This is a genomic window from Nocardiopsis potens DSM 45234, from assembly GCF_000341105.1.
Taxonomy (GTDB): Bacteria; Actinomycetota; Actinomycetes; order Streptosporangiales; family Streptosporangiaceae; genus Nocardiopsis_A; species Nocardiopsis_A potens.
Genome location: NZ_ANBB01000009.1, coordinates 1 through 20,200, shown reverse-complemented (window position 1 = coordinate 20,200; position 20,200 = coordinate 1). Strand labels below are relative to the sequence as shown.

General features: G+C 75.2%; 23 protein-coding genes. 13 read left to right on the top strand and 10 right to left on the bottom strand.

The features are described 5' to 3' along the window. Positions 1 to 7: 7 nt before the first annotated feature. On the bottom strand, positions 8 to 1,159 hold the full coding sequence (locus D459_RS0103670; protein ID WP_017591643.1) for an acyltransferase family protein: 1,152 nt from the start codon (positions 1,157 to 1,159) through the stop codon (positions 8 to 10). Between the two features lie 284 nt (positions 1,160 to 1,443). Here D459_RS0103670 and D459_RS0103665 point away from each other — a divergent pair, with 284 nt between their 5' ends. Then, on the top strand, positions 1,444 to 2,121 hold the full coding sequence (locus tag D459_RS0103665) for a maleylpyruvate isomerase family mycothiol-dependent enzyme (RefSeq protein WP_017591642.1): 678 nt from the start codon (positions 1,444 to 1,446) through the stop codon (positions 2,119 to 2,121). A 162-nt stretch (positions 2,122 to 2,283) separates the two neighbouring features. Here D459_RS0103665 and D459_RS0103660 read toward each other — a convergent pair whose 3' ends face one another. Beyond that, entirely contained in the window at positions 2,284 to 2,931 is a 648-nt protein-coding gene (locus D459_RS0103660; RefSeq protein WP_017591641.1) for a TetR/AcrR family transcriptional regulator, read from the bottom strand. 297 nt (positions 2,932 to 3,228) lie between these two features. On the opposite strand from D459_RS0103660, the gene D459_RS0103655 reads away from it, so the two are divergent. Continuing rightward, a complete protein-coding gene (locus D459_RS0103655) occupies positions 3,229 to 3,516 on the top strand; it encodes a helix-turn-helix domain-containing protein (protein WP_017591640.1) in 288 nt (95 codons plus the stop codon). Positions 3,517 to 3,654: 138 nt separating this feature from the next. On the opposite strand, the gene D459_RS0103650 is transcribed toward D459_RS0103655, so the two are convergent. Both D459_RS0103650 and D459_RS30650 read right to left on the bottom strand, forming a co-directional pair. Continuing rightward, positions 3,655 to 4,167, bottom strand: a complete 513-nt coding sequence (locus D459_RS0103650) for a methylated-DNA--[protein]-cysteine S-methyltransferase (protein ID WP_017591639.1) — start codon at positions 4,165 to 4,167, stop codon at positions 3,655 to 3,657. 34 nt (positions 4,168 to 4,201) lie between these two features. Beyond that, positions 4,202 to 4,975 (bottom strand): hypothetical protein, encoded by a 774-nt coding sequence (locus tag D459_RS30650; protein WP_040709142.1) that lies wholly within the window; start codon positions 4,973 to 4,975, stop codon positions 4,202 to 4,204. 125 nt (positions 4,976 to 5,100) lie between these two features. Here D459_RS30650 and D459_RS0103640 point away from each other — a divergent pair, with 125 nt between their 5' ends. From D459_RS0103640 to D459_RS0103630, 3 genes are all read left to right on the top strand, one after another. After that, positions 5,101 to 5,736 carry a pyridoxamine 5'-phosphate oxidase family protein gene (locus D459_RS0103640; protein ID WP_017591637.1) on the top strand — a complete coding sequence of 212 codons (636 nt, stop codon included), beginning with the start codon at positions 5,101 to 5,103 and terminating at the stop codon, positions 5,734 to 5,736. Between the two features lie 154 nt (positions 5,737 to 5,890). Continuing rightward, the gene (locus D459_RS0103635) at positions 5,891 to 7,072 is read left to right on the top strand and encodes a macrolide family glycosyltransferase (protein ID WP_017591636.1); all 1,182 of its coding nucleotides are present in this window, start codon (positions 5,891 to 5,893) and stop codon (positions 7,070 to 7,072) included. Between the two features lie 133 nt (positions 7,073 to 7,205). Beyond that, positions 7,206 to 7,622 (top strand): hypothetical protein, encoded by a 417-nt coding sequence (locus D459_RS0103630; protein WP_017591635.1) that lies wholly within the window; start codon positions 7,206 to 7,208, stop codon positions 7,620 to 7,622. 13 nt (positions 7,623 to 7,635) lie between these two features. Here D459_RS0103630 and D459_RS0103625 read toward each other — a convergent pair whose 3' ends face one another. Continuing rightward, on the bottom strand, positions 7,636 to 8,400 hold the full coding sequence (locus tag D459_RS0103625) for a TetR/AcrR family transcriptional regulator (RefSeq protein ID WP_017591634.1): 765 nt from the start codon (positions 8,398 to 8,400) through the stop codon (positions 7,636 to 7,638). Between the two features lie 99 nt (positions 8,401 to 8,499). Between D459_RS0103625 and D459_RS30645 the strand changes: the two genes are divergently transcribed. Next, positions 8,500 to 8,805 (top strand): VOC family protein, encoded by a 306-nt coding sequence (locus D459_RS30645; RefSeq protein ID WP_017591633.1) that lies wholly within the window; start codon positions 8,500 to 8,502, stop codon positions 8,803 to 8,805. Between the two features lie 102 nt (positions 8,806 to 8,907). On the opposite strand, the gene D459_RS0103615 is transcribed toward D459_RS30645, so the two are convergent. Next, positions 8,908 to 9,921, bottom strand: coding sequence for a helix-turn-helix transcriptional regulator (locus D459_RS0103615; protein ID WP_206540754.1), 1,014 nt, complete (start codon positions 9,919 to 9,921; stop codon positions 8,908 to 8,910). Between the two features lie 231 nt (positions 9,922 to 10,152). Between D459_RS0103615 and D459_RS0103610 the strand changes: the two genes are divergently transcribed. Next, positions 10,153 to 10,605, top strand: coding sequence for an SRPBCC domain-containing protein (locus tag D459_RS0103610; RefSeq protein WP_017591631.1), 453 nt, complete (start codon positions 10,153 to 10,155; stop codon positions 10,603 to 10,605). Positions 10,606 to 10,983: 378 nt separating this feature from the next. Here the strand turns inward: D459_RS0103610 and D459_RS0103605 are convergent, their stop codons facing one another. Together D459_RS0103605 and D459_RS0103600 are read right to left on the bottom strand one after the other, a co-directional pair. Beyond that, entirely contained in the window at positions 10,984 to 12,213 is a 1,230-nt protein-coding gene (locus D459_RS0103605; protein WP_017591630.1) for a serine hydrolase domain-containing protein, read from the bottom strand. 108 nt (positions 12,214 to 12,321) lie between these two features. After that, positions 12,322 to 12,990, bottom strand: a complete 669-nt coding sequence (locus D459_RS0103600; RefSeq protein WP_017591629.1) for a DUF4097 family beta strand repeat-containing protein — start codon at positions 12,988 to 12,990, stop codon at positions 12,322 to 12,324. 226 nt (positions 12,991 to 13,216) lie between these two features. Between D459_RS0103600 and D459_RS0103595 the strand changes: the two genes are divergently transcribed. Next, complete coding sequence (locus D459_RS0103595) at positions 13,217 to 13,975, top strand: helix-turn-helix domain-containing protein (RefSeq protein ID WP_017591628.1); 759 nt, start codon at positions 13,217 to 13,219, stop codon at positions 13,973 to 13,975. A gap of 162 nt (positions 13,976 to 14,137) precedes the next feature. Here the strand turns inward: D459_RS0103595 and D459_RS0103590 are convergent, their stop codons facing one another. Both D459_RS0103590 and D459_RS33475 read right to left on the bottom strand, forming a co-directional pair. Then, positions 14,138 to 15,010: an NmrA family NAD(P)-binding protein gene (locus D459_RS0103590; protein ID WP_017591627.1), complete on the bottom strand. Its 873-nt coding sequence runs from the start codon at positions 15,008 to 15,010 to the stop codon at positions 14,138 to 14,140. A gap of 177 nt (positions 15,011 to 15,187) precedes the next feature. Beyond that, positions 15,188 to 15,796: a TetR/AcrR family transcriptional regulator gene (locus tag D459_RS33475; RefSeq protein ID WP_017591626.1), complete on the bottom strand. Its 609-nt coding sequence runs from the start codon at positions 15,794 to 15,796 to the stop codon at positions 15,188 to 15,190. A gap of 56 nt (positions 15,797 to 15,852) precedes the next feature. Between D459_RS33475 and D459_RS0103580 the strand changes: the two genes are divergently transcribed. From D459_RS0103580 to D459_RS30630, 5 genes are all read left to right on the top strand, one after another. Next, on the top strand, positions 15,853 to 16,629 hold the full coding sequence (locus tag D459_RS0103580) for a tyrosine-protein phosphatase (RefSeq protein ID WP_081620431.1): 777 nt from the start codon (positions 15,853 to 15,855) through the stop codon (positions 16,627 to 16,629). Then, positions 16,626 to 18,122 (top strand): ABC transporter substrate-binding protein, encoded by a 1,497-nt coding sequence (locus D459_RS0103575; RefSeq protein WP_017591624.1) that lies wholly within the window; start codon positions 16,626 to 16,628, stop codon positions 18,120 to 18,122. The genes D459_RS0103580 and D459_RS0103575 overlap by 4 nt, the downstream gene beginning before the upstream one ends. Next, complete coding sequence (locus tag D459_RS0103570) at positions 18,119 to 19,069, top strand: ABC transporter permease (protein ID WP_020380041.1); 951 nt, start codon at positions 18,119 to 18,121, stop codon at positions 19,067 to 19,069. The genes D459_RS0103575 and D459_RS0103570 overlap by 4 nt, the downstream gene beginning before the upstream one ends. Further along, positions 19,056 to 19,916 (top strand): ABC transporter permease, encoded by an 861-nt coding sequence (locus tag D459_RS30635; protein WP_017591622.1) that lies wholly within the window; start codon positions 19,056 to 19,058, stop codon positions 19,914 to 19,916. The genes D459_RS0103570 and D459_RS30635 overlap by 14 nt, the downstream gene beginning before the upstream one ends. After that, on the top strand, positions 19,917 to 20,200 hold a 284-nt coding region (locus D459_RS30630; protein WP_040709139.1), incomplete at its 3' end, for an ATP-binding cassette domain-containing protein.

Here is a 20,200-nt window from a genome sequence, read left to right as displayed (position 1 = left end):
GGGGCGGTCAGAACACGCGCTTGGCGAAGGGCAGGGAGCGCATCAGGTGCGCGGCGCCCCAGCACAGCGGGAGCGCGAGCACCGCCATGGCGCCGAACTTGGCGGCCGCCGGCGCCTCCCACCCGGACAGGGCGTACCCGATCCCGACCAGGATCGGCGAGTGCAGGAAGTAGACGGCGAAGGCGTTGGCGGAGAGGAACCGGGCGAACGGGCCCTGCCGGTCGAAGAACCGCTGGAAGAGCCGGAGCAGGAAGAGCACCGTGCCCACCGCGAAGACGCTCTCGAAGGCCGCCCCGGACAGCGTGCCCCACGCGCCGGGCAGGACGCCGGTTCCGCCGCTGAGCGGGAAGAGCATGGCGGCCGCGAAGACCGCCATGGCCAACCCGCCCCACCCCGCGGCCCGCGGGACGGAGTCGAACCAGCCGCGCCGGAAGGCCAGCGCGCCGGCGGCGAACATCAGCGCGTACTGCGGCAGGAAGTAGGGGGTGGGCAGGCCGACCACCGGCCAGTAGGTGCCGGTGGGGACGGGCAGCCGCCACAGGAAGGTGAGCGCGGTGAGCCCGGCGGTGAACCCGAGCACCGCGGCGGGGCCGGGCATCCGGCCGGTGCGCCGCTCGGCGATCCGGGCCTCCTGCGGGGCGCGGAACCGGCGGATCAGCAGGTGGGCCAGGCAGAACACGAGCAGCACCTCGACGAACCACATCGGTCCGGCGTCCCAGCTGAGGATGTAGAAGAGCCAGTAGGGCAGCTCGCCGGCGGCCAGCTCGGTGTAGATGCCGTAGGTGAGCAGCGGCCGCATCAGCAGCACGAAGAGCAGCAGCGGGACGCCCAGCCGGACCAGCCGGTCGCGGAGGAACGGCCGCGCCCCCTTGCGGTCGGCCGAGCCGGGGGTGAAGAACCCGGAGAGCAGGAAGAAGAACCCCATGAAGAAGGCCTGGTCGAAGATGACCAGCAGGTCCAGTGCGACGCCGGAGGGGTCCTGGGCGGGCTCGGTGTAGAACCAGGCCGGGATGTTGCCGTAGGTCACCGCGCAGTGGTGCAGCACGACCAGGACCGTGAGCAGGATGCGCAGGTTGTCGATGTAGGCGAGCCGGGGCCGCGGCGCCGGCCCCGAGGGGGCGGGTGCGGGCCGGACGCCCGGGGCGGGTCCTGTGGACATGGTGCTGCCTCTCCCCCGTGCAGAGCGGTGAATGTGGTCGTGCGGCCGATTTTCTGGCCGCTCGGCCAGATTCTTGCACGGGTGGACGGAAAACGCATCGGGGTTTTCCCGGATCCGGGCCCCGGGGCCCTCCCCGGCCGTCCCGGAACCCACTCGGAAAGATCCGCCGCCGGCGATGAGTCCGGCGGGCGGCGCCGGTCCTACCCTCGGCGCAGAGCACCGGGGCGCCCGCGCCCTCCGGGCCCGGTGCGGCCGAGGCGAGGGAGCACGGCGAAAGGACCCCCATGACCGGCACGAGCGGAACGGCCGACCCGGAACCGGCGGCCCGGCGCGGAGCGGACCTCTGGCCGCTGATCCGCGCGGAGCGGGCCGCCCTGGCGGCCGACCTCGCCGACCTGGCCGACGAGCGGTGGGAGGTGCCGTCGCTGTGCGACGGGCTGACCGTGCGCGAGGTGCTGGCCCACCTCACCGCGGGGGCGAGCCTGGGCCCGCTGCGCTGGCTGGCCGGCGTCGTCCGCTGCCGGTTCGACTTCGACGCGCAGGTGGCCATGCGCCTGGCCGAGCAGCTGGGCGCCTCGCCGGCCGAGACGCTGGAGCGGTTCCGGCGCACCGTGCCGAGCAGGACCAAGCCGCCCCTGCCCGCGGTGGCGATGCTCGGCGAGGCGGTCGTGCACGGCGAGGACGTCCGCCGGCCGCTGGGGATCCGCCGGGACCTCCCGGTCGCGGCGGTCACCCGGGTGGCGGAGTACTACTGCGGAACCGACATGGTCGTCCCGGCCGAGAGCCGCCTCGGCGGCCTGCGGCTCGCCGCGGACGACGGCCCCTTCCGGACCGGCTCCGGCCGGCTCGTCTCCGGCCCCACGCTGTCACTGGTGATGGCGATGACCGGCCGCGCCTCCCACTGCGACGACCTGGAGGGGGACGGCGCGGAGGTGCTGCGCGAACGGTGCGCGCAGCGCTGAGCACGGCGCTTCCGGCCACCGCTCCCGGGAGCACCGGGGGACGGCGATCGGGCGCCCCTCCTCCGGTGGAGCGGTGCAGATCGGCCTCGGGGCGGGGCCGCCGGGCGGCGGGGAAAGGCGCCCCGCCCCTCCCTGCCACCGCGGCGACCCGCGCGGTGCGCCTCAGCCGGAGGCGCGGACGGCGTGCTCGAACAGGTCGGCCAGCTCCCGGGCGTGGCCCTCCAGGTCGTGCCCGGGGTAGAAGACCCAGTAGCCGAACATCGAGTCGATGGAGGCCTGGAAGGTGACCGCCATGACCCGGCGGTCGAAGTCGCGGAACGCGCCCTCCTCCTGCCCCCAGCGGAAGATCTCCTCCAGGTTCCGGTAGAGCTCCTCGTTGCCCCCGACGCCGTAGCGCGGCTCCCCCTCGGTGTCCCGGGACCCCATGAAGATGCTGGTCAGCGCGAGCAGCTCCGCGCGGTGCCCGCGCATGTAGCCGGCCGCGGTGGTGATGTAGGCGCGCAGCGCCTGGACGGGGTCGGGCTGGGCGGTGACGGCGGGGGCGACCGCCTCGGCGACCTTGGTGTACACCTGCACGACGACCTCGTGCAGCAGTTCGTCCTTGCTGGCGAAGTGGTAGGAGATGACGCCCTTGCTGATGCCCGCGTGCTTGGCGATGCGGGCCAGCGAGGAGTTGGCGTAGCCCTCCTCGGAGATGGTCTCGATCGCCGCCTGGATGATCTGCGCGCGCCGGGCCTCCTCGATGAAGGACCGCTTCTTCTGCTTGCCGGCGCCGCTTTCCCGGCCGCCCTGACGATTTTCTGGCCGCATGGATGAAAACTAGCAATCCCGCGGGGTGGAGGGGCCCGCCCCCGCTCTTCCCCGTCCCCGGGGGCACCGGGAGGCGCCGGGGCGCGGCTCGCCTGGCGCCGGCGGACGGTTCGGGACGGCCGCGCCCCCGCAGTGCGCCGGCCGCCGGCCCCGCGCATCCGGTCCGGCGGAGTCCTCCAGGGGCCGCCGGGCCGCCCTGGTCCGCGCCGCACCGGCCCGCCCGGATCATCGGACCGGTATTGAAATACCAGCCATTCTTCATCGCCGACCGGGCGCCCCATCGGCTAGGGTTCGGACATGGTTCGCACACCCCTGACCGAGGGCCAGCGGGACCGGGGCCGGGCCCTGGGCCAGGTCCTCCGCGCGGCCCGGGCCCCGCGCACCGCCGCCGAGGTCGCCCAGGCGGCCGGCGTCTCCATCGACACCCTGCGCAAGATCGAGCGCGGGGCCATCCCCAACCCCGCCTTCTTCACCGTCGCGGCCATCGCCGGCGCGATCGGCCTCGACCTGGCCGAACTGGCCTCCCGCCTCCCCTCGGCGGACGAGGCCGCCGACCACCAGGCCTCCGGCGCCCGCGCCTCCTGAGACCGCTGCCGGGAAGAACCCGCCCCAGGGCGATGGCCTCGGCGGCACGGGCCTGCCGACGCGTGTCGACGGGGCCGCGCCGTCGAGACCATCGGGGATCGCCCCGCGCGCGCCGTCCGCAGGGCCTCCGCCGCGGTGTCAGCCTCCGTCCCGCTCCAGGTCGAGCAGGAAGCGCTTGCGGTCCACGCCCCACTCGTAGCCGGTGAGGCCGCCGTCGGCGCCCACCACCCGGTGGCAGGGGATGACCAGCGCGATCGGGTTGGCGCCGTTGGCCGACCCGACCGCGCGGGCCGAGGACGGGCCGCGCCCGATCCGCTCGGCCAGTTCGCCGTAGGTGACCGTGCCGCCGTAGGGCACGGCCGCCAGTTCCGCCCAGACCTGCCGCTGGAAGGCGGTGCCGGACGGGCGCAGCGGCAGGTCGAAGCCGGTGCGGCCGCCGTCGAAGTACTCCCGGAGCTGCCGGGCCGCCTCGGCCAGCACCGCGGCGTCGGCCGAGCCGTCCGGCGCCGGCGCGCCGGGGCGCTCCTCCATGAGCAGCCGGGTGAGCGCGCCGTCCTGCGCGACCAGGGTCAGCGGCCCCACCGGGCTGTCCAGCACGGCGTGCGCGGGCCCGGTCGGGATCGTGTCGTTCTCTGCGGTGTCGAGCTCCATGACGACGAGTCTCGCGCCCCGGGCACCCCCGGCGCTAGCGGAAATCGGACGCCTGCGTCCCGGCGCCCGGGCCGATGTCGTGCCGGGCCCACACATTGGCCTCGACGTAGTGGCCGGTCCCGGAGAGGCGGTCCAGCGCCAGCGGCGACAGGCCGCCGGGGATGACGTACTCGCCGGAGGAGAGGAGGTCCATCCGCGCCCACTCCTCCCACTCGGCGAGGGTCCCGGTCACCGTCCGGGACCGCTCGCAGGTGTGCAGGATGCGCGCGCCGGCCTTCCAGTGCACCCGCAGCCACGGGTCGAACGGCGCCTCGCCGCCGCCCTGCGCCCATCCCGCGTAGGTGCCCATCGGGATGAGCGGGTAGCGGTGCTTGAGGGTCGGGCGCAGCGGCGCGATCAGCGCGGACAGCCCGCGGGCGGCCGCGTTCTCCCGCAGCGCCCCGGCCACCGCGGTGCTCAGCCCCTGGCGCCGCCGGTCCGGGACCACCGCGATCAGCAGCGACGCGGCCACCGTCGGCGCCCGGCCCGCGTCGTGGTCGTCCACCGCCTGGGAGAGCGCCCAGTCGAACCCCTCGTCGGGCAGGTCGACGTCGGGCTCCTGCCAGCACAGCGGGACCGAGGCGCCGCGGGCCACCACCCGCCCCTCGTCCAGCAGCATCACCTGGTACTCGGGGAACCTGGTCTCCAACCGGTCCCACAGCCGCTCCGCCACGTCGTCGTGGCGGACGAACTCCGGGCCGGGGTTGAGGTCCGGCCGGTCCAGCGCCGCGGCCAGGTCCGGCCGCTCCGCCAAGGTAACGGTCTGCATACCCCGCACTCTGTCACCGTCCGCCCGGTCTGACCAGTGGCCCTTCCGGCGCGCCCGCCCCGGCGGGCCCGCCGGGGGCGGGGCGGTCGTAGGATCGTCGGGCCGTCCAGCGATGAGGAGCGGGCATGACCTCTGAGGCGCACCAGCAGACCGAGATCACCGGTGAGGCCGAGCTGCGCGAGCTGCTCGGCGAACCCGTGCAGCGGGCCCTGGACAAGGAGCGCTCGGCCCTGGCCGACGTCGACCGGGAGTGGCTGGCCGCCGCCCCGTTCTGCCTGGTCGCCACCGCCGACGCGGACGGGGCGTGCGACGTCTCCCCCAAGGGCGATCCCGCCGGGAAGCTCGCCCTGGTGCTCGACGACACCACCATCGCGATCCCGGACCGCCCCGGCAACCGGCGGGCCGACGGCTACCGCAACATCCTGTCCAACCCGCACGTCGGCCTGATCTTCCTCATCCCAGGCCGGGGCGACACCCTGCGCATCAACGGCCGGGCCCGGCTGGTGAAGGACGCCCCGTTCTTCGACGGGCTGGCGGTCAAGGGCCGCCGCCCGAGGCTGGCCATGGTGGTCGACATCGACACGGTCTTCCACCACTGCTCCAAGGCGTTCCTCCGCTCCGAGCTGTGGCGCCCCGAGACCTGGGGGCGGGACGCGGTCCCCTCCCGGCCCCGCATCGCCAAGCGGCTGGAGAGCCCGGACGTCCCGCTGGAGGCGCTGGAGGAGTACTACGGGCCCTCCTACGCCGAACGGCTCTACTGACCGCTCCCGCCGGCCGCGCGGATCCGGAACCGCCCCCGGTGCGTCGGATGCACCGGAGGCGGTGGACGGGCGCGTCGACGCCGGCCGCGCCGGGCGGCCGCCGCACGGCGCCGCTCCACCGCCCGCACCGCGGACGCGCAGGAAGAGGAGCCCCATGCCCCGCCGCACCCGACGGCCCGCCCACATCGCGATGGCGGGCATCCCCGCGGTCAGCCACGTCATGCCGAGCCTGGAGGTCATCCGGGAGCTGGTGTCCCGCGGCCACCGCGTCACCTACGCCAACGATCCCCGCGTCGACGGCCTGGTCGCCGGCACCGGCGCCGAACCGGTCCACTACACCTCCACCCTGCCGGTGGACGACCACTCCTGGCCGGAGGACCCCGCCGCCGCGCTGGACGTCTTCCTGGACGACGCGATCGCGGCCCTGCCCCAGGTCCGCCGCGCCTACCGGGACGACCGGCCCGATCTCTTCCTGTACGACATCGCCGCCTACCCGGCCAGGGTCCTCGCCGAGACCTGGGGGATCCCCGCGGTCCAGCTCTCCCCGACCTACGTCGCCTGGAAGGGCCACGAGGAGGAGGTCGGCGCGCTCCCCGGTGTCGGCGCCCACTACGCCCGGTTCGGCGCCTGGCTCGCCGGCCAGGGCGTCCGGCTGGGGGCGGAGGAGTTCACCGGACGCCCGCGCCGCGTGCTGGCGCTGATCCCGCGCGCCATGCAGCCCTTCGCCGGCACCGTCGACCCCCGGGTCGTCGACTTCGTCGGCCCCTGCTTCGGCGACCGCGCCGAGCAGGGCGAATGGCACTCGCCGGCGGGCGCCGAGGGCAAGAGGACGCTGCTGGTGTCGATGGGCACCTCCTTCACCGACCTGCCCGGGTTCTACCGGGAGTGCCTGCGGGCCTTCGGCTCCCTGCCCGGCTGGCACGTCGTCCTGCAGGTCGGCGGGGCCACCGACCTCGGCGCGCTCGGCCCGATCCCGGACAACACCGAGGTGCACCGCTGGGTGCCCCAGCTGGCGATCCTCAAGCGGGCATCGGCGTTCGTCACGCACGCCGGCATGGGCGGCGCCGCCGAGGGGCTGTACTGCGGCGTCCCGATGATCGCGGTGCCGCAGTTCGGCGACCAGTTCGTCAACGCCGAAACGCTGCGGGACCACGGGGTGGCGCGGCGCATCGACACCGATGAGGCCAGTGCGGAGCGGCTGCGCGCGGCGCTGGAGGAGCTCACCTCCTCCCCGGAGGTCGCCGCCCGGCTGGCCGGGCTCCGCGCCGGACTCCGCGGCGAGGGCGGGGCGGAGAGGGCCGCCGACCTGATCGAGGCGGAGATCGGGGAGGGCTGACCGGCGCCCCGGCCCGTTCACGCCGCGGGCGGTGCGGGGCGCACCGGTCGGCTTCCCGGGCCGGGGTGACCGCTGGTAGCGGTATAAAAGGTGCGAACGGGGCATTCTTCACCCCCGTGCGATGAGGAGTCCCGTGGTCGTACTCGCCGATGTCCCGCTCTCCCGCCTGCTCGCCGCGTACGCCGCCGCGGTGGCCGTGTTCGCGCTGCGCGGGATCGCGCTGGCGCCCGCCGGGCGGCGGCTCGCGGCCCTCGGCCCCGTCGCACTGTTCTCGCTGTTCCCGTTCGTCTGGTGGTTCGGCTACCAGGACATCCGGCCCACCCTGGTCTGGGCGACGACGTTCCCCGCGGTGATCTTCATCGGAACCATCGGGCACGGCGGCCACCTGCGCCGGCATTTCGCCCTGCCGGCCGAGGAGCGGCCCACCGGTGCCGGGCCCCGGGAGTGGGCGATCGCGCTGCAGGTCACCGCCGCGGTGGTGGTGTTCATCCTCTGCGTGGAGCACCTGCTCGCGGACTTCTCCTTCCCGAGCCGCTCCGGCGGCGGGTGAGGCGCCGGACCGCTCAGCCCCCCGAGCGCGACTCCAGCAGGGCGGCGATGCCGTCGAGCACCAGCCCGAGGCCGAAGTCGAAGTCGGCGGCGGGGTCGTGCGAGGCGTCGTACCGCTCCCCGACGGCGGTGCCGACCCGGGCCGCCACCGGGTAGGCCGACGGGTCGGCGATCCGCTCCAGCTCGGGGGCGTGCTCCTCCCACCACTCCCGGTCGGTGCGGCCGCTGGCGGCGGCCGCGGCCGCCGCTTCCACCGCGCCCCGGGCGGCGCCGTGCACATAGTCGGAGAGCAGCGCGATCACGCCGTCCATCTCGAGGTCGCTCAGCCCGAGCCCCTCCAGGGCGCGCAGCTCCCGGTCGTAGCGGACCATGCTGTTCGGCCCCAGCACCGGGCGGCCGGCCGCCACCTGGAGCAGCCACGGGTGCCGCAGGTAGAGGCCGTGGTTCTGCCGGGCGACCGCCTCCAGCCGGGCCCGCCACCCCTCCCCCGCCTCCGCCGGGTCGGGCAGCTCGCCCCGGACCGCGTCCAGCATCGCCTCGGCCAGCTCGGCCTTGCCTGGGACGTAGGTGTAGAGCGACATCGCGCCCACGCCGAGCCGGTCGGCGACCTTGCGCATGGACAGCGCGTCCAGCCCCTCGGCGTCGGCGATCTCGACCGCCGCGGCGACGATCCGGTCGGCGTCGAGCCCGGTCCGCCCCTTCCGGGCCGGCCCGGCGGTGCGCCAGAGCAGCGCGAGGGTCCGCACCGGGTCCCCGCCGCCGCTGTTCCGGATGGCCATCGCGGCCGCTCCTCCCGATCGTTCCACGCCGTCCCGAGAATACTATCGTACACCGTACCATTAAACTTCGTACGTCGTACGATCACTTTGGGAGGCCCCGTGCGCCACCTCGGCTTCCGGGCCGTCGCGGACGACGGATACGCGGTCGAGTTCCTGCACGACGACCCCTCCTCCGAGCTGGTCCTGGTGCCGGGCTCCGGCTGGGAGAGCACCGAGGGGGCCGTGCTCGCCTTCGAGGTCGGCGACGCCGCCGCCGAGCAGGAGCGGCTCCGCGCCGAAGGCGTCGAGATCACCACCCCGCTCCGCGACGAGGAGCGGGGCGAGCGGCTGTTCCAGGTCACAGACCCCAACGGCGTCGTCGTCCAGCCGGTCCAGTGGATCGGCGAACGCCCCGGCGACGCCTGACCGGGCGCCGCCTCTCCGCTGTCGCCCGGCCGAAAGGCGCGGCTCCGTCGGCGGCCTCCGCCAGGGGGCCGGCGCACCAGGGGCGGACCGGCCGGGCCCCGATCAGGCGTCCGGCGGACCGGCGGCGTGGTGGCGGGCCGCCTCGGCCGCCAGGCCGGCGAGGAGGGAGCGGATCTCCGGCGGGTCGACGACCCGCACGTCGGTGCCGAACTGGAGGAGCTGGCGGGCCGCGCCCCGCTCCGGGTAGCCGAGCTCCACCGGGACCCACTCCCCCGGCCCGCCGCCGGCGCCCCGCTCCCCGTCCGGCGCCTCCCCGTCCTGGACGGAGAGCAGGAACAGGTCGGTGATCCGCCGGAACATCTCCAGCCGCCCGCGCCGCACCAGGGCGCGCACCCGGACGCCGGCCGGCCGGTGCTCCACCCGCCGGCGCAGCTCCTGCCAGAGCGCCTCGGCGTCCACGCCGGGGCGGCGGCGCACCGGCTCGTCCACGATCCCGGCCCGCACCATCCGGTCCACCCGGAACAGCCGCGGCTCCCCGTCCCGGTCGGCGACCAGGTACCAGACCCCGGCCTTGGCCACCAGCGCGTACGGGTCGACGGTGTACTCCCGCGCCTCGCCCGCCCCGCTGCTCCGGTAGCGCAGCCGGAGCCGGGCGTCGGCGAAGAGCGCCTCCTGGAGCACGTCCAGGTCGACCCGCCCGCGCGGGGTCCGCGTCCACCGGTCCGGATCGACGATGATCCGGGTGCGCGCCAGCTCGGCGGCGGGGCGGTGCGCCGCGGGCACCGCCGCCATCAGCTTGTGCAGCGCCGAGGCCATCGGCCCGTCCAGCCCCAGCTCGCTGTGGGTCCCGCGGGTGGCCAGTACGAACAGCGCCCGCGCCTCGTCGCCGGTCAGCCCGGGGACGTCGGTGCGGAACCCGGGCAGCAGCGCGATGCCGCCGTTGCGCCCGCGCTCGGCGTAGACCGGCACCCCCGCCGCGGACAGCGCCTCCACGTCCCGGTAGATGGTCCGGACCGACACCTCCAGCCGCTCGGCCAGCTCCCCGGCGGGTATCCGAGAGCGGGTCTGCAGCAGCAGGAGGATGGAGAGCAGCCGGTCGGACTTCACACCGACCATCCTGCCCTGCGGGGGAGCGTTCCGCGGTCCGCCCGCCCGTTCCGCGCGGCTCGCGGGGCGGGGTCGGAAGGCTTTCGGCCGGCCGTTCCGCGCGGCCGCCCCGCCCGGTGGACGGGAGCCGGACACGCCCCGCTCACCTGCGCCGATGCGTCCGCCGGTGGGATGATCGTGGAGACCCCGCCACGGTCGACCGGGGCGCGCGGGGGCGGCCGACGAAGCTGGGAGGAAGCCGTGACCGAGACCATGATCGACGTCGCCGCGCATCTGGACGCGCCGGTCGAGCGGATCTGGCCGCTGCTGGCCGAGGCGGACGGCGTCCGGCGCTGGTACGCCTTCGACGGCGCCGAACTCGACCCGGTGCCCGGCGGCGCCGTGGTCTTCCGCTGGAGGGAGCACGGCGACTACCGGGGCGTGGTGGAGCGCGTGGTGCCCGGCAGCCTGCTGGCGCTGCGCTGCTCGCTGTTCCCCGGCGCCGAACCGGAGCCGGGCAGCGCGACCCTGGTCGAGTTCCACGTCGAGCCGGACGGCGACGGGGCGCGGGTGCGCATCGTCGAGACCGGTTTCGCGGCGCTGAACTGCACCGAGGAGGAGCAGCGCCTCCGGGCCCGGGAGAACTCCGAGGGGTGGCGGGCCGCCCTGGAGCTGCTGCGGGGGCTGGTGGAGGACGGCGACGACACCCGCTGAGCCCCCGCGGGCGCGCCTGCGCACGCCCTCGGAGACCGGGGACCAGGGCGGCCGAGCGGCCCCTCGCGCCGCCGGCCCTCGGGGCCCGGGGACGGGACGTCCCTCTCCGGCGCCGGTGGGAGCCGAGCCGCCTCCACGCGGCGGGCCTGACGGATGCGGTCCCGGCCCGGCCGCGACTCCGGCCGGACCGGGACCGCGGTGCGCCCGCGCCGCCCGATTGCGGCCGCCGCGGCCCGGGGCCTCCGGCCCCCGCCCTTCCCTGAGCGGGCGGGGACCGGAGGCCGGAGGGCCGGGCGGGTGCCATCGGGCCGGGGCCGCCGGGCTTCGGCTCCGCGGTCCCCTCTCTCCGCAGGGCTTCGCCGGGGGCGGGCGCCGGCGTCAGTCGTCGATCGCCTGGTAGAGCGTGGTCCAGAAGTCGTGGATGAGCCGCGCCGAGTCCGGGACGGACATCCCGACCTGGGTGAGCAGGATCCCCACGACGCCGTGCACCGGGTCGGCGTAGGCCGAGGTGCCGGCTCCGCCGTCCCAGCCGAACTGGCCGACGGGCGCGTAGTCGCCGCGGTAGGTGCGGACCGCCGCCCCCATCCCCCAGCCGCCGTGCTGGCCCTGGCCGAAGGAGATGTGCACGTTGTCGACGGCCTGCCGGTGCCGGGCGGCCCGCTGCTCGGGCGTGAGCCGGTCGGTGGTCATCAGCTCGACGGCGGGCCGGGACAGGATCCGCTCGCCCCGGTGCACGCCGCCGTTGAGCAGCATCCGGAAATAGGCGTGGTAGTCGTCGGCGGTGGAGACCAGCCCGCCTCCGCCGCCCGGGAACGCCGGGGGCCGGCCGTGCCGCCCGCCCTCGGCCTCGTCCCACACGTGGAACTCGCCGGTCCGCGGGTCGGGGGCGTACAGCGGCGGAAGCCGGTCCATCTCGCCGGCGGGCACGTGGAAGCCGGTGTCGGCCATGCCCAGCGGCTCGAAGACGCGCTCGCGCAGGAACTCCTCGAACGGCCGGCCGGTGACCCTGGCGACGAGCACGCCCGCCAGGTCGCCGGCGATGTGGTACTGCCAGCGCTCCCCGGGGTGGTGCATCAGCGGGAGCTCGCCCAGGCGGCGCATCCACTCGTCCGGCTCGGGCATCGGCTCCGGCAGGTCGGGGGTGAGCCCCTGCTCGAAGACCGCGTTCATGATCGGCGTGCCCAGCGCCGTCTGGTCCATGCCGAGCCCGAACGTGGAGGTCAGGATGTCCCGCACGGTGATCGGTCGGCGTGCCGGCACGGTGTCGTCGAGCGGGCCGTCGGGCCGCTTCAGCACCCGCCGGTCGGCGAGTTCGGGCAGCCACTCCTCGGCCGGGTCGTCCAGGCGCAGCCGGCACTCGTCGAGCAGGATCATCGCCGCCGCGATCGAGACCGGCTTGGACGTCGAGGCCATCCGGAAGATCGTGTCCCGGCGCATCGGCGCACCGCCGTCGTGGCGCATCGTCCCGACCGCTTCGACGTGCGCCTCCCCGCCCCGGCCGACCAGGGCGACGACGCCGGGGATCCGCCCGGAACCGACATGGCGCTCCAGCACGTCGCGCACTCTGCGCAGCCCGGTCTCGGAAAGGCCTCCGCCGTTGTTCTCCATCTCGGTGCTCCTTCGGTGTTCGATCTGCGCGGCGCCCGGTGCGGCGCCGGTGGTCAGGGGGTTCGGGGACCGCCGGCCCCGCGGAGGTCGCGGGGCCGGGCGGCGCGGTCAGAGGCTGCGGGCGGTGATGTCGCCCTGCATGGTGGTCGCGCGGATCTCCAGGGCGGCCCCGGCCTCGCCGGCGCCGGCCAGCGCGTTGCGGATGCGGCCGTGGTCGGTGCCGGCGTCCAGCGAGGCGGAGACCCCGGCGGCGGCGCCGACCGTCACGTCGCCGGCCATGGTGGCCAGCTCGAGCGTGCCGGAGGCGGCCTCGTCGATGCGGACGTCGCCCTTCCGGGTGCTGATCCGGGAGGAGCCGGTCAGCCGGCCGACCGAGACGTCGCCGAAGGCGGTCAGCCGCACGCCGGAGGCCTCGTCGATCTTGACCCCGGCGGCGGCGCCCTCGCAGGCGACCTCGCCCAGGCGCCCCACGCCCCGGAACCCGGCGCAGGAGGACTTCGCGTCGACGCGGGAGCCCTCGGGCACCCGGACCGTCACCTCGACGGCCCCGGAGGGGCCGGTGAGCCGGTTCTTCGCCGCCGGGGCCTGGATCCGCAGGACGCCGTCGCGGTAGTCGGTCTCGGTCTGCTCGGCGGCCGCGGTGTCGCGGCGCCTGGCGGGGTCGGCGGGCCGGACCTCGACGATGGTGTCGGTGCGGTCGGCGGCGATGACCTGGATGCGCCCGGCGGGGATGTCCAGAACCGCGGAGATCGGGGCGGGGGTGTCGAACGTCTGCATCGTGTCCTCCTGCTGCGCTTGTCGTTTCCGATGTGGGAAACGCTACGTTGCCTTCATGGATCACGCAATGAGTTCGTTGCAGACTTATTGAATTTATGCAGGTAGAAGTATGTATTTCGTTGCACTGAGTGTGCAATCAACGCAATGAGAGACGACTTTCTGTTGCATTGACGTGGGGGTGAACGCTACGCTCGCGGTGCAAGGGGAGAGACGAAGGGAGACCGCTGTGCGGGGAGGAAGACTCACCCAGCCCGAGCGCCAGCAGATCGCGCTGGGGCTGGCCGACGGCCTGGCCTACGCGGAGATCGCCAGGCGCCTGGAGCGCCCCACCTCGACGGTCACGCGCGAGGTGATGCGCAACGGCGGCCCCACCGCCTACCGCGCCGACCTGGCGCAGCGCGCCACCGAGCACCGCGCCCGCCGGCGCAGGAGCGCCCCGCCCCGGGAGCAGGCCCCCGGGCGCGACGACGAGGCCGTGCGCGAGTACGAGGAGGCGTTCACCACCCTGCTGATGCGGCAGGGCCTGCCCAAGATGGCGGCCCGCGTTCTGGCCTGCCTCTTCATCGCCGACACGGTCAGCCTCACCGCGCCCGAACTCGTCCGGCGGCTCCAGGTCAGCCCGGCGTCGGTCTCCAAGGCGATCGGGTTCCTCGAAGAGCAGGGCCTCGTCCGCCGGGAGCGCGAAGAGGGCCGCCGCGAGCGCTACTCCGTCGACGACGACGTCTGGTACCGGTCGACGGTCGCCGGCGCCCGCGGCACCGCCCAGATCGCCGAGATCGCGCGGCAGGGCGTCGACATCGTCGGCCGCGGCACCCTGACCGCCGCCCGCCTGGAGAACGTCGCCCGGTTCAGCGACTTCGTCAGCGAGAGCATCCTCCGCGCCGCGGAGCAGGCGCGCGAGATCCTGCACAGCGGGCCCGGGGCGGCCCCGGACGGACCCTCCGAGGCCCCCGAGGACGCCGAGCCGGGGCCGGAGCGCGGATAGGCGGCCCCGGAACGGTCCCGGAACGGCCGCGGCCGGTGCGGAACCCGTCCGCACCGGCCGTACCGCCGCCGCCCCGCGCCGCCGCGCGGTCCCGCTCGGAGCGCCCGCGGGCCGCCCGCCCGGCCGGGGCCGGCGGGGTCCGGGCCGGACCAGGGGGCCGGCTCAGGAGGAGGGGGCCCACACCCCGGTGGCGGCGGTCCGCTTCGCGTACTCGGAGAAGTCGGCGGCCTCCCGGCCCAGGACGTCGCGGACCCCGCCGGTGGCCGCGGAGTTGCGGCCGTCCAGGATCTCGCCGAACAGCTCGGTCAACCGGGCGGCGAACTCCGGCGGGGCGCCCTGCCCGACCATGCCGTCGCGGAACGCCTCGAAGGCCAGCGGGACGTAGGCGATCTCGCGCCCCACCGCCGCGGAGACCTCCGCGACCGCCTCCGGGAAGGTCAGTGCCCGGGGGCCGGTGACCTCGTGCACCCGGCCCGCGTGCCGGGCGGGATCGCCGGTGAGCGCCTCCACCGCCACGTCGGCGATGTCCCCGGCGTCGATGAACGGCTCCGGGACCCCCTCGGCGGGGAAGGCGACCGCCCCCGAGCGGACCATGTCGGCGAAGAAGCCCTCGCTGAAGTTCTGCGCGAAGAAGCTCGCCCGGACGACGGAGGCCGCCGGCGCCCCGGCGGCGAACAGCGCCTCCTCGCTGCGCCGGGCGCCCGGCTCGCCGCGCCCGCTCAGCAGCACCAGCCGCTGCACGCCCTCGCGCACCGCCAGCTCGGCGAAGGCGCCGACCGCCTCGGAGGCGCCGGGGAAGCCCACGTCGGGAGAGTAGGCCACATAGGCGGAGCGCACCCCGGAGACGGCGGCGGGCCAGGTCTCCGGCCGCTCCCAGTCGAACGGCGTCTCGGTGCCGCGCGACCCGATCCGCACCCCGGCCCCGCGCGCCCGGAGCCGCTCGGCGACGCGCCGCCCGCTCTTCCCGGTGCCGCCCAGCACCAGGACGGTCCCCGTGCGGGTGTTCTCGTTGCCGTTGCCATCGTCGTTCGTCATGCCCTCGATCCAACCGGCGGGGCCGGTCCGCGGCCATCGTTCAGACGCCCGCGGGCATACTGCGGCGTCCACGCTCCGCCGGCGGGGCGGACCGGCGCCCCCTCTCCGCCGGGGCCGAGAGGATCCGTTCCGGACCGGGCCGAGGCGGGCCGGGGCCCGCTCCGCGGGGCCGGGCGGTCAGCTCCCGGCCCGGCTCTCCCCCACCACGGTGCGGACCGCGGCGAACCACTCCCGGACGCGTTTCCGCTGGTCGGCGTCGCCGTCCACCAGGGTCCGGGAGAGGCCGAGGTAGATCGCGACGGTGGCGTCGGCGGCGAGATCGGGGCGGGGGTCGCCGCCGGACCGCAGGCGCTGCCGGAAGGCGGCGCGCAGCCGCTCCGCGATGCGCTCCTGCACGTGGGCGAACTGCCGGGTGACGCCCGGCTGCTCGTGCAGCCGGCGGCGGAGCGCCTGGCGGCGCCGGTCGAGCTCGGAGGGGGCGTCCTCCAGCAGCAGGGACAGGGCCGATTCGAGCGCGTCCAGCGGCGGCAGGTCGGGCGGGGCCTCCAGGACGAGCGCGGCGAAGCGCTCCGAGACGTCCTCGCTGAAGAGCGTGAGCTCCTTGCTCGGGAAGTAGCGGAAGAAGGTGCGGGGGGCCACGTTCGCCCGGCGGGCGATGTCGTCGACCGTGGTCGCGTCGTAGCCGTGCTCCTCGAAGAGGTCCACCGCGGCCCGCTGGATCGCCAGCCGTGTGTCGGCCCTCTTCTGCGCGCGCCGTCCGGTGCCGGGCGGGCCGTCAGCGTTCATGGTTCGTTCATCCGATTCGAAATTGGCAGTCCTGCCATTTTTGTTAGCATCCGGGCATGCCCCCCGCAAGCGGACTTCCGCCCAACTGGCGATCGGTGCAGTTCCCCGCAGCGATCGAAGCACGCCCGACCCACTCCTCCGACACCCTCTACCGCGCCGCGGCGCTCTCGCTGGCGACCCCCGGCGAACTCGCCGCCTGCCCGCACCCCTTCACCTGGTTCGACCTGAGGACCGACGCGGAGCGCGCCCTGGACCGCGCCGACGCGCCCGCGAAGGCGCTGGCCACGGTCGCCTTCCCGGTCGTCGCCGGCAGCACGGTGCTGAGCCGGGACGACATGGCGCGCGTGTTCGGCGCCCTCGTCGCCGGCGAGCTCTCCTTCGGCGACCTGTACCTCCGGATGCTGATCGAGTCCACCGAGCGGTTCGCCGCCGCGGTGGAGGCCCTCGCCGCGATCGAGGGCCGCGTCGCCATCGCCTGCCAGGGCGGGCGCGACCGCACCGGGGTGCTCGTCGCGCTCATCCTCGACCTCGTCGGCGCGGAGCGGCGGCTCATCGTCGAGGACTACCTGCGCACCAACGACGACCAGGAGTCCACCGACGGGCGGCAGCCCGACACCGAGGGCGAGCGGCTCCTCGCCGGATACGACATGACCTGCAAGGCCTCCGACATCGAGCAGGTCCTCGACTTCCTCCGGGCGCGCGGCGGCGCCCGCGGGTACCTGTCCGCCTACATCGCCCCCGACCGCCTCGACGAGGTCGCCGCGGCCCTGCGCGCGCGCATCCTGCCCGCCGCCCCGGACCGGTCCCCCGAGCCGAAGGGCCACCGCCGATGAGCCCCTACAGGCCCCTCGCCGCCGCCGCGGGGCTCGCGGCCGCGGCCGCGCTCTCCGCCTGCGCCCCGGCGGCGGACGGCGCCGCCGGCGGCACCCTCACCGTCGGCCTGGACACCGACGTCACCTCGCTCGACCCGATCGACAACCTCGTCGCCCACCAGTCCACCCTCATCGTCGGCAACGCCGTCTACGAGCCGCTCTTCACCGACGGCCCCGAGGGCGCCCTGGAGCCCCGGCTGGCGGAGTCGATCGAGACCGGCGACCTCCGCACCTGGACCCTGAAGCTCAAGCCCGACCTGGTCTTCTCCGACGGCTCACCGCTCGACGCCGAGGCCGTCATCGGCCACTTCGAGCGGATGGCCGGCCCCGAGTCGACCTGCCTGTGCCAGCCGGCGGCCGCGCAGATCGACTCCGCCGAGGCGGTGGACGACACCACGGTCCGGCTCACCCTCGCCGCCCCCGACGCCGCCTTCGACCGCGGCCTCACCCGCTCCCTCGGCATGATCGCCACCGAGCCCGAGGAGGGGAAGGCGCCGCTGGGCGCCGGGGCCTTCACCGTGGCCTCCACCGACCCCGGCTCCTCGGTGACCCTCGAACCCAACCCCGAGTACCACGGCCCCGCGCCGATCCTGGACCGGCTGGTGTTCCGGTTCCTCCCCGACACCGACTCCCGCTACCAGAGCCTGTCGTCGGGGACCGTCGACATGGTCTGGCTGAACACCGCGCACCTGGTCGCCCAGGCCCGCACCGAGGGCCTGACCACGGCGATCGCCGACTCCACGACCGCCACCGCCTTCCTGAACACCACCCGCCCGCCGTTCGACGACGTCCGCGTCCGGCAGGCCGTCCAGGCCGCGATCAACCGCGAGGTCATCCTGGAGGCCGCCGACCAGGGCGCCGGGCGCCTCTCCGACGGCCCGATCACCTCCGGGTCGCCCTACACCGCGCGGACCGACCACCCGGACTTCGACCCCGACCGGGCCCGGCGGCTGCTCGCGGAGTACGGCGAGCCGGTGGCGTTCGACTACACCACCGACGCCCGCCCGCAATCGGCCCAGCGGGCCGCGGTGATCCAGCAGATGCTCGCCGACGTCGGCATCGACATGACCATCGACACCGTCGACGCCGCGACCATGGACACCCGGCTGTTCGGCCGGGACTTCGACGCCATCGAGTTCTTCACCTCCGCCTACGGCGAGACGGACACCGCGATGAAGAGCATCTTCCCCGAAGGGGCCCCCGGCAACTTCTCGGGATACGCCGACCCCGAGGTCACCTCGCTCATCGGGGAGGCCGGCGAGACCGTCGACCCCGAGGAGCGGGCCGGCCTCTACGGCGAGGCCGCGCAGATCATCGTGGACGAGGCGCCGGTGCTGTTCTACACCGAGAGCCCCTCCGGCTTCGCCGCCTCCTACACCGTCGGCGGCATCCCCGACCTCAGCGAGCACAACGTGATATCGATCCTGCCCTCGGAACTGTGGATCAGAAGATGATGCGAACCTGGACCGTACGGGCGGGCCGCGCGGCGATCGTGCTGGCGCTCCTCGGGCTCGTCACGATGAGCCTGCCGATGCTGCTCACCGGGAACCCCGCCCTCTCCGTCCTCGGCCCCGACGCCACCCCGGAGCGGATCGAGGCGTTCCTGGCCGAGCTGAACCTGGACGACCCCCCGCCGGCCCGGCTGGCGGACTGGCTCGCCGCGGCCGCCCAGGGCGACCTGGGCACCTCTCTGGTGACCGGCAGGCCCGTCGCCGACGAGATCGCCCGGCGGCTGCCGGTCACCCTCGAACTGCTGATCGGCGGCCAGATCGTCGCGCTGGCCATCGCCGTCCCGCTCGCGATGGCCTCGGCGTGGAAGCCCGGCGGGCGCGTCGACCGGGCCGGCACCCTGGCGTCGTTCCTGCTGATCGCGACGCCGCCGTTCATCATCGCGCTCGGGCTGATCGCGGTCTTCGCCGTCGCCCTGGGGGCGCTGCCCGCCACCGGGTGGCGGGACGCCTGGATCGACCCGGCCGGCCACCTCCGCCACCTCGCCCTGCCGGTGCTGGCCACCGGCCTCGCCGAGGCGGCGGTCCTGGTCCGGCTGCTGCGGGCGGGGTTGATCGAGACGCTCGACCAGCCCTACATCCTCGCCGCGCGGTCCAGGGGCATGAGCGCCCCGGTGCTGCTGGCGACCCGGGCGCTGCGCCCGTCCAGCTTCTCCGCGCTGACCATCGTCGGCATGACGGTCGGGCTCGCGTTCGGCGGGTCCGTCCTGATCGAGTCGGTCTTCGCGATCCCCGGCATGGGCCAGCTGGCGATGGGGGCGATCGAGACGCGGGACTTCCCCGTCATCGAGGCCGTCATCATCTTCTCCGGCGCGGCCGTCGTCGTCGCGAGCATCGCCGTCGACCTCATCTACTCGCTCGTCGACCCGAGGACCCGCAATGCATCCCGTTGAAACCGCCGCCGCCCCCGCGGCCCAGGCCGCCCGGGACCCCCGGCGCGCCCCCTCCCGCGGCCGGATCGGCACCGCCCTCGCGAGCTGCTGGCTCGCGCTGGTCGTGCTCGGCGCGGCCGCCTCGTCCCTGCTGCCCGCCCTCGACCCGCTCCGCGCCGACTTCTCCGCGATCCTGGAACCCCCCTCCGCGCAGCACTGGCTGGGCACCGACGCGATCGGCAGGGACATCCTCGCCCGCACCCTCGCCGGCGGCCGGTCGTCGCTGATCGTGGGCGCGATGACGGTCGCCTTCGGGCTGGTCGCCGGCGGGCTCCTCGGCATCGCCGCCGGCTACCTGCGCGGGGTCGTGGACGGCGCCGTCGGGATCCTCACCGACCTCATCCTGGCGTTCCCCGCGCTGATCCTGATCATGGCGGTCGTCTCGCTCTCCGGCGCCGGCTACTGGACGATCGGGCTGCTCATCGGCGGGCTGTCGGTCCCCGCGTTCGCCCGGCTGGCCCGCGCCTCGACCATCTCCGTCCGCGAGCAGGACTACGTCCTGGCCGCCCGGAACATGGGCGCGGGGCCGCTGCGGGTGATGCGCACCGAGATCATCCCCAACGTGCTGCCCACCGTCGGCGCGTACTCCTTCGCCGCCGTCACCGCCTCGATCGTGGTGGAGGGCTCGCTGAGCTTCCTCGGCTTCGGCCTCCAGCCCCCGCTCCCCTCCTGGGGGAACCTCATCGCCGAGGGGCGCGTCCACTTCGCCACCGCACCCTGGATCACCGCCGCCCCCGCGCTCACCCTGTGCGCCACCGTGCTCTCGGTCAACGTGCTCGGTCAGGCCCTGTCGAAAGGACGGCCGTAGATGCGAACCCCGCCTGAAGAGCTGCTCCGCGTCGAATCGCTCAGCGTCCGGCTCGACCCTCCGGACGGCCCGCCGCGGCACGTCCTGGAGGGCGTCGGGCTCACCCTCGCCGAAGGCGAGAGCCTCGGCATCGTCGGGGAGTCCGGCTCCGGCAAGTCCCTGCTGGCCCGGGTCCTCATGGGCATGCCGTCGCGCAACGCCCGCACCACCGTCGACGGCACGGTCGCCTTCGCCGGCACCGAGCTGACCTCGCTGAGCGCCAAGGAGTGGCGGGGGGCGGCGAG

What these genes read in the sequence shown, in the direction of transcription:
- D459_RS0103580 (WP_081620431.1), top strand. Translation starts at nt 15,853, where the DNA reads ATGCCCCCCGCAAGCGGACTTCCGCCCAACTGGCGATCGGTGCAGTTC.
- D459_RS0103635 (WP_017591636.1), top strand. Translation starts at nt 5,891, where the DNA reads ATGCCCCGCCGCACCCGACGGCCCGCCCACATCGCGATGGCGGGCATC.
- D459_RS0103655 (WP_017591640.1), top strand. Translation starts at nt 3,229, where the DNA reads ATGGTTCGCACACCCCTGACCGAGGGCCAGCGGGACCGGGGCCGGGCC.
- D459_RS33475 (WP_017591626.1), bottom strand. Translation starts at nt 15,796, where the DNA reads ATGAACGCTGACGGCCCGCCCGGCACCGGACGGCGCGCGCAGAAGAGG.
- D459_RS0103660 (WP_017591641.1), bottom strand. Translation starts at nt 2,931, where the DNA reads ATGCGGCCAGAAAATCGTCAGGGCGGCCGGGAAAGCGGCGCCGGCAAG.
- D459_RS0103650 (WP_017591639.1), bottom strand. Translation starts at nt 4,167, where the DNA reads ATGGAGCTCGACACCGCAGAGAACGACACGATCCCGACCGGGCCCGCG.
- D459_RS0103665 (WP_017591642.1), top strand. Translation starts at nt 1,444, where the DNA reads ATGACCGGCACGAGCGGAACGGCCGACCCGGAACCGGCGGCCCGGCGC.
- D459_RS0103570 (WP_020380041.1), top strand. Translation starts at nt 18,119, where the DNA reads ATGATGCGAACCTGGACCGTACGGGCGGGCCGCGCGGCGATCGTGCTG.
- D459_RS0103590 (WP_017591627.1), bottom strand. Translation starts at nt 15,010, where the DNA reads ATGACGAACGACGATGGCAACGGCAACGAGAACACCCGCACGGGGACC.
- D459_RS0103625 (WP_017591634.1), bottom strand. Translation starts at nt 8,400, where the DNA reads ATGGCCATCCGGAACAGCGGCGGCGGGGACCCGGTGCGGACCCTCGCG.
- D459_RS0103605 (WP_017591630.1), bottom strand. Translation starts at nt 12,213, where the DNA reads ATGGAGAACAACGGCGGAGGCCTTTCCGAGACCGGGCTGCGCAGAGTG.
- D459_RS0103575 (WP_017591624.1), top strand. Translation starts at nt 16,626, where the DNA reads ATGAGCCCCTACAGGCCCCTCGCCGCCGCCGCGGGGCTCGCGGCCGCG.
- D459_RS30635 (WP_017591622.1), top strand. Translation starts at nt 19,056, where the DNA reads ATGCATCCCGTTGAAACCGCCGCCGCCCCCGCGGCCCAGGCCGCCCGG.
- D459_RS0103640 (WP_017591637.1), top strand. Translation starts at nt 5,101, where the DNA reads ATGACCTCTGAGGCGCACCAGCAGACCGAGATCACCGGTGAGGCCGAG.
- D459_RS0103615 (WP_206540754.1), bottom strand. Translation starts at nt 9,921, where the DNA reads ATGGTCGGTGTGAAGTCCGACCGGCTGCTCTCCATCCTCCTGCTGCTG.
- D459_RS0103670 (WP_017591643.1), bottom strand. Translation starts at nt 1,159, where the DNA reads ATGTCCACAGGACCCGCCCCGGGCGTCCGGCCCGCACCCGCCCCCTCG.
- D459_RS30650 (WP_040709142.1), bottom strand. Translation starts at nt 4,975, where the DNA reads ATGCAGACCGTTACCTTGGCGGAGCGGCCGGACCTGGCCGCGGCGCTG.
- D459_RS0103600 (WP_017591629.1), bottom strand. Translation starts at nt 12,990, where the DNA reads ATGCAGACGTTCGACACCCCCGCCCCGATCTCCGCGGTTCTGGACATC.